This window comes from Gardnerella sp. DNF00257 (assembly GCF_049262745.1).
GTDB lineage: Bacteria > Actinomycetota > Actinomycetes > Actinomycetales > Bifidobacteriaceae > Bifidobacterium > Bifidobacterium piotii.
Genome location: NZ_CP058403.1, coordinates 955105 through 969263 on the forward strand (window position 1 = coordinate 955105; position 14159 = coordinate 969263).

General features: G+C 36.0%; 12 protein-coding genes. 6 read left to right on the forward strand and 6 right to left on the reverse strand.

Translation table 11 applies throughout. The features are described 5' to 3' along the window. Positions 1-22 precede the first annotated feature (22 nt). Entirely contained in the window at positions 23-787 is a 765-nt protein-coding gene (locus HXT23_RS03595) for an ABC transporter permease (RefSeq protein ID WP_415701531.1), read from the forward strand. A 1257-nt stretch (positions 788-2044) separates the two neighbouring features. Here the strand turns inward: HXT23_RS03595 and HXT23_RS03600 are convergent. After that, complete coding sequence (locus HXT23_RS03600; RefSeq protein WP_410294057.1) at positions 2045-3178, reverse strand: hypothetical protein; 1134 nt, start codon at positions 3176-3178, stop codon at positions 2045-2047. A 703-nt stretch (positions 3179-3881) separates the two neighbouring features. Here HXT23_RS03600 and HXT23_RS03605 point away from each other — a divergent pair. Continuing rightward, entirely contained in the window at positions 3882-4085 is a 204-nt protein-coding gene (locus HXT23_RS03605) for a helix-turn-helix transcriptional regulator (RefSeq protein WP_422112696.1), read from the forward strand. Continuing rightward, positions 4082-4483 carry a DUF2178 domain-containing protein gene (locus tag HXT23_RS03610; protein ID WP_422112697.1) on the forward strand — a complete coding sequence of 134 codons (402 nt, stop codon included), beginning with the start codon at positions 4082-4084 and terminating at the stop codon, positions 4481-4483. The genes HXT23_RS03605 and HXT23_RS03610 overlap by 4 nt, the downstream gene beginning before the upstream one ends. Before the next feature lie 23 nt (positions 4484-4506). Here the strand turns inward: HXT23_RS03610 and HXT23_RS03615 are convergent, their stop codons facing one another. Both HXT23_RS03615 and HXT23_RS03620 read right to left on the reverse strand, forming a co-directional pair. After that, the gene (locus tag HXT23_RS03615) at positions 4507-5151 is read right to left on the reverse strand and encodes a helix-turn-helix domain-containing protein (RefSeq protein ID WP_422112698.1); all 645 of its coding nucleotides are present in this window, start codon (positions 5149-5151) and stop codon (positions 4507-4509) included. A 363-nt stretch (positions 5152-5514) separates the two neighbouring features. Further along, positions 5515-6825, reverse strand: a complete 1311-nt coding sequence (locus HXT23_RS03620; RefSeq protein ID WP_422112699.1) for a YcxB family protein — start codon at positions 6823-6825, stop codon at positions 5515-5517. A 635-nt stretch (positions 6826-7460) separates the two neighbouring features. Here HXT23_RS03620 and HXT23_RS03625 point away from each other — a divergent pair. Then, positions 7461-7760 carry a hypothetical protein gene (locus HXT23_RS03625; protein WP_016842135.1) on the forward strand — a complete coding sequence of 100 codons (300 nt, stop codon included), beginning with the start codon at positions 7461-7463 and terminating at the stop codon, positions 7758-7760. Between the two features lie 96 nt (positions 7761-7856). Here HXT23_RS03625 and HXT23_RS03630 read toward each other — a convergent pair whose 3' ends face one another. The 3 genes from HXT23_RS03630 to HXT23_RS03640 all read right to left on the reverse strand — a co-directional run bounded on the left by HXT23_RS03630 (position 7857) and on the right by HXT23_RS03640 (position 11695). Beyond that, positions 7857-8564 carry a hypothetical protein gene (locus HXT23_RS03630; RefSeq protein ID WP_032815751.1) on the reverse strand — a complete coding sequence of 236 codons (708 nt, stop codon included), beginning with the start codon at positions 8562-8564 and terminating at the stop codon, positions 7857-7859. 195 nt (positions 8565-8759) lie between these two features. After that, a complete protein-coding gene (locus HXT23_RS03635) occupies positions 8760-9656 on the reverse strand; it encodes a hypothetical protein (RefSeq protein ID WP_004122116.1) in 897 nt (298 codons plus the stop codon). Positions 9657-9748: 92 nt separating this feature from the next. Next, positions 9749-11695: a type I restriction enzyme endonuclease domain-containing protein gene (locus HXT23_RS03640; protein ID WP_422113081.1), complete on the reverse strand. Its 1947-nt coding sequence runs from the start codon at positions 11693-11695 to the stop codon at positions 9749-9751. A gap of 580 nt (positions 11696-12275) precedes the next feature. On the opposite strand from HXT23_RS03640, the gene HXT23_RS03645 reads away from it, so the two are divergent. Beyond that, positions 12276-12446 (forward strand): hypothetical protein, encoded by a 171-nt coding sequence (locus tag HXT23_RS03645; RefSeq protein WP_000873143.1) that lies wholly within the window; start codon positions 12276-12278, stop codon positions 12444-12446. 385 nt (positions 12447-12831) lie between these two features. Further along, a complete protein-coding gene (mef(A), locus tag HXT23_RS03650) occupies positions 12832-14049 on the forward strand; it encodes a macrolide efflux MFS transporter Mef(A) (RefSeq protein ID WP_422112700.1) in 1218 nt (405 codons plus the stop codon). Positions 14050-14159: the final 110 nt, after the last annotated feature.

Sequence of the window (14159 nt, forward strand, 5' to 3'; positions counted from 1 at the left end):
TATGAATAAGGAGATTATGAAAATGAGATTTTTTGAACTTCTTAGAATCGAATTTAAGAAAGTAAAGCGTAGTAAAATTATTCCTTTGATTTTTATTGCGCCATTACTTGTGGTTGGATCTGGTGTAGCAAGCCTTCATAGCTACTTTACTCCAGAATATACACACGCATGGGCTGCTATGTTTATTCAAAGCGCATTAGTCTACTCATATTATCTGCTTCCGCTTAGTATGATTGTTGTTTGCGTGATGATTGCAGGACGAGAAACAAGCAATAACGGAATACTAAAAATGCTGGCACTGCCTGTTAGCAGATACGCGATTTCTGCTGCAAAATTTTGCGTACTGCTATTTTATTTGCTTATGGAAATGGTCGTATTTTTTGCTGTATTCGTTATAGCAGGATTGTTTGCAACCAGTAGCACAGGAGTTACAGAAACACTCCCAATTATGTATCTACTAAAATGGTGTTTAGATCTGTTTTTGACTATGATTCCAAGCGTAATAGTCATGTGGGCGATTACTGTGCTTTTTGAAAAGTCAATGCTATCCGTTGGATTAAATATACTTCTTGTAATTCCTGGCGTATTAATAGCAAATACTCCACTTTGGGTAGTTTATCCTTATTGTTACAGCGGATATATGGTTTCCCGCTCTCTACATGCAGTTACATCAACAGGATTAGGAAACGGATTTAATCTTATACCATTTTTGCCATGTGCAATTGCAATATCTGTGTTTGTATTTTTGATTGCAATAACACAATTTGGTAAAAAAGAAATGAGATAACAAGGTGTACTAAATAACAATGCAGCTAAATAACAAATGCAGATGTGACTTGCAAAATCGCGTATGTGAATTGCAAAATCGCGTATAAGGTTTTAGCTATACACAAAAACGCTCAAAACGCTCAAAACGCCCAAAACGCAGTATGGAAACCAATAGAACAAAAACAAAAAAGCTTTCGGTTTTGAATGCCCCTAGTAGCAAACAAAACCGAAAGCAACACACTCAAAGCTCTAATCTCTCAACAAGGTTATAGCGACGAATGGATAAGAATAACACAGATAATAACAGTAAAGACTGAATAGACAGAATTGAAGCCAGTAAAACGTGTTCCCGTGTTTGCATAGCAACACGTTATGCATACACGGGAATAAAAGAACTACATAGCCATTGATAGAACAGCAGACGACGCAGACTCACTCTGTAATGAGTTAATAGAACTTGCCCAATACAGATGTTGCAAATACAAATAATGCGGACAGCATAAGATAACACGTTTCCATTAGCTTATAATACTTTAGATAAGACTTCCTTTTAACAAGAAGTTTACTCTCTTCTTCACATCCATTAGTCTTTGAATATTTATTCATTGTATTCATACAGTCTATATCAATCTTAATTAAAGCATATTTATTATTGTAAGATTTCACTTTAACACCAAGACAACAAGTAATTACCAGAATAACAAGTGCATTGATTTTAATATAATCATCTGACTGAATATAGGTAGATATAATCCCAAATAAACCCACAAGTGTCGTTAGAATCAACATATACAAGGTATTAGGTTTTAAATCATCTTGAATTTCTGTACATTCAACTTTTTTGCATATACATAAAAGAAAATAATAGTAATATAGGCAGCTAGCATAAATAGAAGAATAAATAAACGACCAATAGAAGTATCGGTTTTATAAAATATAAATACCGCTGATACTGGTATAGCAATTAAAACTACGTAAAAGGATACTATCCAATCACTAATACTGTCTAAAGTTTTTTATCTATACACTCTTTACAATCGTCTATGCACTTTTTACAAGTTTTAACTTTAGAATCAGTTTGCGAATTATGATTTTTAAAACACATAGGCAACGTCGCCTCGATTTATAATAATTTTGATTAATTTATATATTCAATTAGTTAGAAAAATGGTGGTTGCAGGAGAACCCACAACCACCATAAGTATAACATTAGCGTTTACAAAGCTACTAACACTACAAGCGCTCGTAGCCGTGCATTAGCTAATGCGTGCAATGCTTAGTGACGAGCCTTGCGAACAGCAGCACCCATGCCAGCAAGCATAGTGGCAGCCAAAGCGGTCAAAGTTACGCCAACACCAGTACCAGTGTGGGTGTTACCGCGCTTGTCCTTGTCCTTCTTGTTCTCAACCTCAGTCTTAGCACCAGCAGCAGAGCCATTGGCACCAGCCTGGCCAGCAGCCTGACCTGGCTTGCCTGGCTTTGCAGCACCTGGCTTACCTGGCTGAACTGTTGCAGATGGAACAAAGTTGGTGCCATACACATAGTCAGTGGAAAGAGGAGCCAAAGAAGCTGGAGTTGGATACGTAGAAACATCAGCCTTAGAAGCCTGAGCATTCTTGTAAGCACCAGCATACGCGGTCAAAGCCTCGCCAAACTTACCAGCAGCCTCTTTGAAAGCCTTATCTGCATCAGCAAACTTGGTCTTTGCAGCAGACAAAGCTTCATTAGCTTCATTGATTACCTTCTTCAAGCTAGCAACTTCAGCATTGTAAGCACGAGAACCCTTATCCTTAGCATTCTCATCCTGGTAATCCTTAAGAGCACGCTGAGCAGCCTTTAAGTTATTCTCAGCATCATGCTTAGCGTTGAAAGCAGCATCAGCCTCAGCAAAAGCCTTATCCTTAGCTTCCTTAGCCTTATCTAACTTCTCCTTAGCTTCATCCAACTTAGCAAGAGCAACACGCTTTGCATCCTTAGAAGGCTCAACTTTTGGAGTGTTAGCATCAACAAGCTTCTGAGCAGCATCAACAGCAGCCTGAGCATCATTCACAGCTTTAGTATCATTAGCAAGATTCTCGTTAGCTTTATTATAGGCTTTAGCAGCAGCATTATTAGCGGCAGAATTATCAGCGGCATCCTTCTTAGCCTGTTCCTTTAAGCCAGCCTCATTAAGATTTGGATAAAGCTTCACGTAAGCTGCAATATCCTCATTATCCTTCTTAAGAGCTTCCTGCTTAGTCTTGAGAGTTTCCTTAGCAGTAGCAAGCTGAGCTTGCGCGAGGGCAAGATTCTGCTCCTGAACAGTTGGCTCCTTAGCGGCATCAGCAGCGAATGCTGGGGTTGCCATTGCAAAGCCAGCAAGCAAAGTTGCGCCAGCAGCGAAAGCGGCGATAGCCTTCTTATTCATCATTTTATTTCCTTTCTTCTTCTCCTATGCGTTAGGGGCGCATAGAAAAATTTGCCTTTGCGGTTTCCCGCGTAGTAACCGAGAACTAGGGATTCATCGGTAACTGACTTAAAAGATACAACATGCTCTACCTAAAATCAACTAAAACATTCAGCTAACATTAAGGTTTGTTCTAAATATTTTATTGTGATTTTACTAAACTAATACTATTTGCCGTAAATTTTACATATAAATCGCTATCAAACCGTAAAAATACGCATTTCAAGGTTTTTGAAGAATTTTCCCAGGTTTTTTTAAGGAAAGCTTTTCGGGTGTGTCGTGAAACAAATAATGGGAAAAATCAGGAATATCGTTCGCACGGATTAGCCGCGCTATTCCTCACGGCTATTAGTAGCCGTTCGGCTGATTTGGCGCATAAAGTCCACTGGACTTTATGCCTTAAGCCAAATCACGCTTTGACTGAGCTTGAAATGCGTTATGCAATTTCAAGCTCAGTCAAAGCGCAAGCACACTACAGGTTTATCAATGCCAATCTCTTCATTTACTAGCAAACTATACTTTTCACACTCCTTCAGGCTTACCAATACTTCTAATTCACATCCCACAAAAATACCTAAACCAACCATGGAAAGCTAACTTGACATTTGCTTTCAAAACGATTATCTTATATGTAAAGCTAACTTTCCATTAGGAAGGAGAATGTAATGTGAAAAATAGACTTGAACAAATTAGAAAAGAAAAAGGAATAACCCAAGAAGAACTTGCCGACGCACTCGAAGTATCAAGACAAACAGTCGGTTCTTTGGAAAATGGAAGATACAACCCGTCAATCATATTGGCATACAAAATTGCTAAGTACTTTGCTTTAACAATCGAAGAAATATTTATTTACGAGGAAGATAAAAAATGAAAAACAAAAAACCCATAATTTTTTGGTACATAGGATATGTAATAGGAATTTGCGGATTAATTCTTGCACTCACTCTTAAACTGAACGAATCCGTAGAAATTGCACTGTCGGTTGTTTTTGTTGCAATTATCTCACTTTCACGCGTAAAAATCATGCACTATAAGATGATGGAAAAAGACCACACCTACAAAATAAATGTGAACGATGAAAGAAACGAGAAAATCAAAGATAAAGTAAATGCAACAATGGCATTCATACTGATGCACCTAATGGGAATAATTGCCATAATTGCATTTATCACAAAATCATATTTGCCAGCTGCTCTTTTAGCTATTTCAGTCGCCTTTTCTCCATTAATCATGTTTTTTGTCAACAAATATTATGAGAAAAAATATTAAAACCAGACCCACCCACCCATTTACTACTTATTACGAAGCTTACCAACTTTCATAAATTCTTTATCTCCAATACGGAACTTTTTACTATTAAACGCCACTCCCATAATTCTGCTAATAATATACTCATCGGTTACAAGCACGAAATACTGCTTATCTTTTTTATCCACCAAATAATACTGATCAGCCCCAATAGTGGCAACAGCTTTACTGAAATCATATATGCCAAACAATGGCAATCCTCCAAGGAGAGTAGAAAACCATCCAACAAAATTATCCACCATTTTCTCAGATGAACTGTTATAAGTCTTAACAACAGTTAGCATATTGATTTCTGAATCAGGATATTCATCTAGAACAATCTGCTCTTTAATTTTCGACTTCTTAAAACCGCTCAACCTACCGTCGAAACCATATTTATTGAGATTAATAGGCTTCTTAGTAATAGAAAAATCAACGCTACTGTTCTCATCCAAAAGATAATCAACACTCACGCTTAGAGCAGATGCAATAAATTTCAGATTCTCTATATCTGGCAAACCCCGATTCGTTTCCCATTTTGCTACAGCAGCACGAGATACCATCAATAATTCCGAAAGCTCCTCCTGCGTCAACCCAGCTTCCAGACGAGCCTTTTTAATTTTTTCTCCCAAAGATATAACACTACTCATAACACAACTCCTTTCAAATCAGTTATTACACATAATGAAATTACTTGACGGAAACCAAATTAGTATTGAAACATTTGATTTAGATACCGCCTAATTACAAACTAACAAATAATTTACAGCGGAAAAAGAAACAAGGTGAAACACTATAGTTACCAACTGTAACAGTATAAGAATGCAAATAATGTAGGGAACTTTTTTACAATTTTTACACCGATTTGTTCCCTAAAACATAAGCAACTAGAGCACGCAACTATGGATGCTACTATCTGACAATCACTATCTAGCAATCTTCCGACACTCTTCGATTCTGGCATCCAACCACTCTGCCCTACTACCAATAAACCCTACTACCAATAAACCCTACTACCAATATGCCCTACTGCTCTTTGCAATTAGCCCAGTGCTATATTCATACGTGTAGGTGTTCTGCATATCAGCATCACTCGGCGACCAGCTTCCATTTGAAGATTTTGAAGCCTTAAACAGAATATAAAGACCACATTTTCCATCCTGAGAGTCCCTGTTATACTGCAGATAAGTAATGTCCGAACGGCTTTCACTCAGAACAAAGTACATATCCCCCTTGGCGGTATAGTTCTCCTTGAACGCAAAGCCTTTCGCCGCAAAATACTTATCAAATATCTTAAGCGCTGCATTTCTTTCCTTCTTTGATTCTAAATCACGCTCAGTGTCATCATGCAAATCGGAATTTTTCTCTTGCTCTTCAGCCTTTAATCTTGCATCTTTTAATCTTGTATCTTTCCTGTTATTGCGATCTATTCTGCTATACCACTCAGATTCACTTATTTTTGGATCAGTATCACTTGAATCTTTCATTGGTCGAAGATACTTAAGGAAAAATGGACCTTCAGGCTTATAAAGATAATACTCAAAAGGAGCATACATATCATCCACGTGCTCTGTGTATGTACCATTATCATTTTGTTTCACAGAATATCTTCCAACAATAAATAAAACGTCAAAAAATCCAAGACCTAAGATAATCAATACGCAAAGTAGAACAGATAGATAACGAAGTACAATTCTTATACCTATTTTCCGTATACGCGAAATAAGATAGAGATTATAGAAAACACATTCAAGAGCAATCGTAATCATCCAAACAACTGGCATTGCCGCGCATATAACATATACCCAAGTCTGCAAAAGCCACCGATTTGGAAGATGCAACGCAGTTATTTCAAAAAATGCAGTTAGAATACCACTTAACACAAAAAAGCAACAAAGAATCAGCGAGATTCTACCCTTCCACCGTTGCTTGCCATAGCTAAGAAAAGATTTGTTACAATCTACATTTTCACTACGAAAACGACTGTGTAGATTGCGTTGCCAAATAACACAAATAACACAAATAACCCAAATAAGAGAAACTCCAACAAGAAACAGAATTGCAAAACAATAGGTGATCCATCCAAAAAGCTGTAGCTTATTGGATGCCATAAAAGCAGTTCCAATAATCATTAAGATGGAAAAGATTTCCGCACTCAATTGTAAAACCTTATACTTGTACAATTCTTTATTTGCACTGTTAAGGTTTTCACATATTTGCTCATGTGATTCACAATATAGTGGATTTTTCTCATCTGTGGGAGTATGTTCCTGCTTTTCTTTCTCTTTCTCTCTTCTCCCTTGTAGATTATCTTTCTTTCTCAATTATTCTCCTTCATCGCAAGTTCTATAAGTTTATCTATATAATCAGCCTTTCTATGATTACTCACCTTTCATCTTGCATTACGCTATTAGATATTGCAGCCGTATTAACGCTTTGTTGTTTCTACGCTTAGTTTCACTGCTGTTCTGTTATATTTTGAGTTATCTTTTATCGTGTATCACATGTTTTGGTGCATTTAATCACATAATTATACATATTTTAGTGTTTTTTATCACATAATTATACACATTGAACAGTTCACAACGCAGTGAGCACATCCATCTGTTTTGCACACAATATTATGCAACCAAGATTTACTCTATTCTTATCAGAAACCTCGGTAATACCATTTTCTAATTCATCATTCAAATCACCTGAGTTCACATCACTCAAGGTCTTATAAAACAATCTGCCTTAAGAAAATAAACCTCAAAAACCGTTTCTATGAACTTTTCTAATTAGATAGATTCTTGTTACGATCTTCAATACAATTGCAAATTAAATCTACAGCTTTAATACTTCCAACATTTTAGCAACCCCTCAATCATTTTCCCATACACTCGCGCCTGCTACATACCTACTTGTTGTCTTTGTTTCTACATTGAAGTATGTTATCAGCAATAGGAGGTACAAATTCATGGATAAAAATGAAAACATTAATTTACCTACGAAGGTCACCATTACTTTAGATCTTGACAAATTATACAATGAACTAAAAGAAAATGGTTGGAAACCTAATAGTACGGCTAAATACTACAAGCATTACATCCTTAAACATATTGGTAAAGAAGATACTATTCTTGGATCTGATGAAAGCGTGAGATATCTAATTGATCTGATGACCACAATTTCATCCCGTCATTTCTTATCAATGATTGAACCAGGCCCTGGTAAAGAAGCTCTTATAAAACGTGTTATACACGAATATGAAAAATAACCCCCCTATTTTTTCAAACACAAAAGTCTAACTTTTTTTTGGGGGGCACATCACATTTACATCTGATAACTATTTCTTAGTTCTAAATAATATTATTTATTCAACTCCTATGGAATTTAAAAAATCAATAAGTGTTTTTCCAAGTTCTTCGTTTTCTTTTACTAGTTTTATGCATTTTTTAGGAATGTAGTAGAATTTATTGGCTTCATCTCTTAAAACTATGAAATTTTTTTCTTCGCCTTCAGGGCAATTCTTGGGGTATAAAACTCCGTAGTGAGATTGATTTTTACTTAAGGTATTTCTTACTAGCATGATTTGTTTAATTTTTTCCCCTTTTATTACTCCCTTCAAAGCATCATGTGGGTGAAAATTACCTGTAGTTATATCTACGTTATAATTGTTAGAATGTATTTTAGCTTTTTTATAATTTTTTTGTTTACTTATGCGATAAAATAAATTATTACCTTCTTCATCAGATAACTCATCATTTTCTTCATAATTTTTCAAATCTATTATATCCGTACTTGTATTTGTATTTAAATCATCTTCTGTAAGTCCAAAAGTATATGGCATTAAAAAAATTTTGTTATATTTAATCCTGTAAATATCCACTTCATTTTCTAGATCTATTACCCACCAATATAAATTTTTGAATTTACCTCTACCTCTAGTAGGCATGTTAATTTGATTTTGATTTGTTTTAAATTTACTTAAATCCTTATTCAATGTTTCTATCTCAGAATATGCTTTTCCAGCATTTTTTATTTCAGTATTTAACTCTTCTTTCGAACTATTGTTACCCATAATAAACTCTCTCTCCTTCTGCGTAAAATACACATACAAAGCCAGGTGCAAAAGGAGTGTTCAGTAAGGGATTAAAAGAAAACCAACTGAAAGCCTTTAAGCGGGAACATAAGAAATAAAACGACCATACAAGAGTAGAGATACTCTGTGTGGCCGTTTTCTTATACTCAGATACCGAAATAGTATTTGAGATTTTTAGAACAAACCTTGTATTTGAGCTTGTATTAACACTGCAGTAACGCTGGCACCTGTATTAATTAAAAAGTCTTTTAGTCCAACCAATGCTGATTTTAAAATATGCGGTTTCTTCTCTTCTTCAATTTTTAATTTGATGTCAGCTAATAATTCTGTTGCGGTTTCTATATCCTCTTTTGATAAATCAGATTCACTAATACTTTTTTCAACGGCATCAACTACATCCTTAACTTTATCATAGGAAAATGTAACTGTATTCTCACTTCCAGACACTATCTGTACATTATCGGATGGCGAATTGATCACACTTGTATTCCCGTAATAATTATTCACGGTTTGCGGCATGTTCACTGCGGATTCTTTTTCAGTCTCAGAGAAAACCATATTTTCCCCTACAATACCTTCCGATTCTAATTTCAATGTCCATTCTAAAATAGTATTTTTGACTTTTTCTTCAATGTCTTTAACTGCAGTTGTAGGTACATGTAATGCATAATCCATTGGAAGTAGCGAATCAGCCATTTTATCAAACAATGCAAGTTGTTCGCCTGAAAAATCTAAAGTTAATACATTTCCTGAGGACTGACATAAAGAAATGATTTCAGAAATTGAATTTACTAACTTTCTTTCACAAATCTTTTTTTCGTATTCATTATCCTGTATTGAGGTTGGAATCCAACCGCGATAAGGATTGAAAGTTTTTAAACTTCCACGAACCTTTCTATACTCAGGGCAAGATTCTGGGTCAGGATAACCATTTAATTCGTGTTGAATCCATTGATCAAAATCAGCAAGCTTTAATTTTGATGCAATCAAATGTGCTTTGCGTAATATATTAACAACATCGCAATTTGATGACACAATTTCATTCTGTAATTCTAAAACAATACTTCCCATGTTATTCACCATCCTTCTTTCTACCATATAGGGCACTATTCTCAGCAAACATCATAGTTCTTCACATAGAAGCAATAAGGAAAAGGAATAATCTAACTTTCTGAAGTTGTTTCAGAATGCTCCTCAAAATTTTCTACCTGCTCCATCACCTTTGTGAACACTTCAGGACTATACTGTGGCGGATAGCCGTTCTTAACCAAACAAATCTTTATCTTCAATTTTAACTGATTACGCACATTCTGATTGTTGAGCCAGTCCACAAATGAAGACTCGGTATCTATTATTTCCTTAACTTTTTTAGCAAGTGTCTTGCATTTATCGTTTATCACAACACCGTTAACTTCTTTGTCAATGCCATATTCAAACTTATACTGGTCACGAAGAGCAATCAAAATATCATAGAATGCCTTTTCTTCAAAGGTTAATCCTATTTTACGGAAACTCTCACGATTTTCGTTCATCTGACGAAGTATCACTAAAGCTTGTTCAGTTGCAGCCTTAATAATATCTTCTGAGGCAGCTTCCTGTGTTGCCCCGGCTTCTTCAGCAGTAAGGTGCTTACGTCTTTCATGGTACTCATCAATAGTCTTTTCAATCATTTCTTGGAAAGATTTCGCTGCTAATTGGTTAACCCTGCCATATTCCTTTATTTGCTTACGGAGCATTTTGATAAGTAATTCTAACTTTGTAGCAGGCATTTCTACATCTGATAATTTTTCAAAGTATTCAGGAGAGAAGATATCTTCTTCCTCGCCACTTTCAAGAACACTTTCTACCTTATTGTATTTTAATGCCTCTTCAACCATCTTTGATACCACAAGATTCATAGTTTCAGCATCAACATCGCTGGTTCCACTCATTTTACGAACGAAGCCTGCTATAGCCATAAAGCACTGTGCAAGCGCAGATTCTTCTTCGCCCAGATTTCCAGAAGGTTGGCAAATATCAAAAGCACTTCTCATTCTCTTAACAGACTTTAAGAAATATGTCTTAAACGAGACCTGATTAGTTTTTCCGTTTCCTTCTGTCTGCAAGACCTGTGCTGATGTAAAGACATACTCAGCCGCTTTGGAAAGTAATTTATATCTTTCAACAGGGTCACATTTCGTATTAAGGAATGGAGCTAAGTCATAATCTGTAAACAGTGCTTTAAGTATTTCAATCTCCTCCCTGAATGCAGAGGTAGCCTGCTCAACGTCATCCGATGTGGGAGCAACTGATGTATCACCACCGTAAACCTTCATGGCCTCACGCATATTATCGCGAATGCCAATATAGTCGATAACCATACCATATTCTTTGCCGGGATATTTTCTGTTTACACGACTGATAGTTTGAATCAGCAAGTGCTTCTTCAAAGGCTTATCGTTATATAAATATGTAAGTGACGGAACATCAAATCCCGTAATCCACATATCAACTACGATAACAATATGGAAATTAGACCTTTCCTGTTTAAAGGCTGCATCCAGTTCTTCGCAACGTTTATCATTTTTAACTCCACCAAGATAGTTATACATCTCAGATTCATCATTACTTCCAACACTCGATACCATAGCCATAAATGGCATAGGCTTTAATTCTTTAAGTTCTTCATCTGTTGCAGTAACTCCGTCAGGAGTTTTCTTTTCTTCAAACCATTCCGGATATTTATACTTGAATTTCAAAAGAAGTGAATATGCAATTTTTCTGCTAGAACAGACGATCATTGCTTTCTGAATTCTATCTGGGTCACTATCACAAGATGAAATATAATGGTCATGAATATCTATAGCAAGCCTCTCCAAGCGAGAAGGCTCGCCAAGGATAACTTCCATAGAACTCATTGCACGTTTACTGGCTTCAATATCATCATACGTTGCACCATCATCGGCACACTTTTTATAGTAATTTTCAATTTCTTTAGCTTTGGTCTTATCAAGTAACACCTTGGCAATACGAGGATGATACTTAATAGAAACAGTTAGTCCATCTGCGACCGCCTGATCCATAGTGTATCTATCAATTTCCTGACCAAAGGTCTGATATGTTTCGGCAATAGGAGTTCCTGTGAAACCTACAAACGTAGCATGTTGAGGCGGTAAGTTTGCTAGTCAAGGAGTAAAACGACGAAGATTAGCATTTACTTCCGCCCATGCGATAGCTGTCCGTGATTGACAAGTGCTAGCACGCAGACAGAACGGAGATAGCGAACCGCTGAGTGTGTCGCTCTGCTCGTAAAAGCTTAGAAACCTTTGAACGAAAGGGATAATGAAAGCCTTGATTGCAAGGCTTTTTGCTTTATGGTGGGTAAGTATCAGAGTGAGAAAATTTTTGGAATGAGTAGAAGTGATAGCTAGAAATTATCAGTTTCTATTTCCATTTACCCTGTGGGTACGTGTTTGTTTCCATTGACAAGGAGTTTGTGGGAATAGAAATGTACCCACCTTGTTTGAATCAAGTGAAGTGTAGTTGAAGGAAATCTGTTGAAAGCAATACTTCATTTTACCGAATAAGTAATAATTTAGGCAACTTCAAATCGATTAAAAAAAAACTATTTTAAAGGTTAAGAGTAGACAAAAATTGTCCACTCTTTTTTGCAAACTCAATTTATCAATAAATGAAATGAGGGAATGTAAAATGAAATATTTTGAGGTTGAGTTAGAAAATCCTGATGAATTTTTAAAACTACAAACAGAAGATTTTGTGAAAGCTAATCGCTTGCTACTAAGGAAGATAATCCAGAGCGTTACAGTCTATGAAGAAAACTTCGTCATATCCTTTAAATCTGGCATCGAATTGGAAGTATGAGTCTCATTCCATAACTTTTATATTGAACATATCATCTTGTTGTGTTATACTATAAATTGATATAAACAAAGATGTAGGAGGAACCGAAACTATGACAGCCTCAATGCGTTTAAGATAAGCTGGCAATAAAAAAAGCAGAATCTATACCCGATGATAGGCTTTTTTGTTGTGCTTATTTATACGATATTGAGCATTCATTAGTTACGGTGAGGATATTGGTTATTTAACTATACCTTTATTTAACTATGTCTTTAATATGAATGTTTCCAAATTGTATGTATGCAGACCAAAAGCCACATTGTGGGGTTTGGCCTGCATTTTTTATTGCCTAGAATGCTATTCAAAATAGAAATTCAAGCAAAATAATATGCAGGAGATAATATAAATGGAAAAATACAACAATTGGAAACGAAAATTTTATGCAATATGGGCAGGGCAAGCAGTATCATTAATCACTAGTGCCATCCTGCAAATGGCGATTATTTTTTACCTTACAGAAAAAACAGGATCTGCGATGGTCTTGTCTATGGCTTCATTAGTAGGTTTTTTACCCTATGCGATTTTGGGACCTGCCATTGGTGTGCTAGTGGATCGTCATGATAGGGAAAAGATAATGATTGGTGCCGATTTAATTATCGCAGCAGCTGGTGCAGTGCTTGCTATTGTTGCATTCTGTATGGAGCTACCTGTCTGGATGATTATGATAGTATTGTTTATCCGTAGCATTGGAACAGCTTTTCATACCCCAGCACTCAATGCGGTTACACCACTTTTAGTACCAGAAGAACAGCTAACGAAATGCGCAGGCTATAGTCAGTCTTTGCAGTCTATAAGCTATATTGTTAGTCCGGCAGTTGCAGCACTCTTATACTCCGTTTGGGATTTAAATGCTATTATTGCCATCGACGTATTGGGTGCTGTGATTGCATCTATTACGGTAGCAATTGTACGTATACCTAAGCTGGGTAATCAAGTGCAAAGTTTAGAACCAAATTTCATAAGGGAGATGAAAGAAGGAGTTGTGGTTCTGAGACAAAACAAAGGATTGTTTGCCTTATTACTCTTAGGAACACTATATACTTTTGTTTATATGCCAATCAATGCACTATTTCCTTTAATAAGCATGGAACACTTTAATGGAACGCCTGTGCATATTTCTATTACGGAAATTTCCTTTGCATTTGGGATGCTAGCAGGAGGCTTATTATTAGGAAGATTAGGGGGCTTCGAAAAGCATGTATTACTAATAACAAGTTCATTTTTTATAATGGGGACCAGTTTAGCCGTTTCGGGAATACTTCCTCCAAATGGATTTGTAATATTCGTAGTTTGCTGTGCAATAATGGGGCTTTCGGTGCCATTTTATAGCGGTGTGCAAACAGCTCTTTTTCAGGAGAAAATTAAGCCTGAATATTTAGGACGTGTATTTTCTTTGATCGGAAGTATCATGTCACTTGCTATGCCAATTGGGTTAATTCTTTCTGGATTCTTTGCTGATAAAATCGGTGTAAATCATTGGTTTTTACTATCAGGTATTTTAATTATTGGCATTGCTATAGTTTGCCAAATGATAACTGAGGTTAGAAAATTAGATTTAAAATAAACAATATTGGAGGAATATTTATGTATCTTATTTTCATGTAACTCTTCCTGCTAAAATCGCAGGGTTTTCCCTGCATACAAGCAAATGAAAGCATGCGATTATAGACAGGA

Excerpts from the sequence above, each read along its gene's own strand:
- HXT23_RS03595 (WP_415701531.1), top strand. The coding sequence starts at position 23 with ATGAGATTTTTTGAACTTCTTAGAATCGAATTTAAGAAAGTAAAGCGT.
- HXT23_RS03600 (WP_410294057.1), bottom strand. The coding sequence starts at position 3,178 with ATGATGAATAAGAAGGCTATCGCCGCTTTCGCTGCTGGCGCAACTTTG.
- HXT23_RS03610 (WP_422112697.1), top strand. The coding sequence starts at position 4,082 with ATGAAAAACAAAAAACCCATAATTTTTTGGTACATAGGATATGTAATA.
- HXT23_RS03615 (WP_422112698.1), bottom strand. The coding sequence starts at position 5,151 with ATGAGTAGTGTTATATCTTTGGGAGAAAAAATTAAAAAGGCTCGTCTG.
- HXT23_RS03625 (WP_016842135.1), top strand. The coding sequence starts at position 7,461 with ATGGATAAAAATGAAAACATTAATTTACCTACGAAGGTCACCATTACT.
- HXT23_RS03630 (WP_032815751.1), bottom strand. The coding sequence starts at position 8,564 with ATGGGTAACAATAGTTCGAAAGAAGAGTTAAATACTGAAATAAAAAAT.
- HXT23_RS03635 (WP_004122116.1), bottom strand. The coding sequence starts at position 9,656 with ATGGGAAGTATTGTTTTAGAATTACAGAATGAAATTGTGTCATCAAAT.
- HXT23_RS03645 (WP_000873143.1), top strand. The coding sequence starts at position 12,276 with ATGAAATATTTTGAGGTTGAGTTAGAAAATCCTGATGAATTTTTAAAA.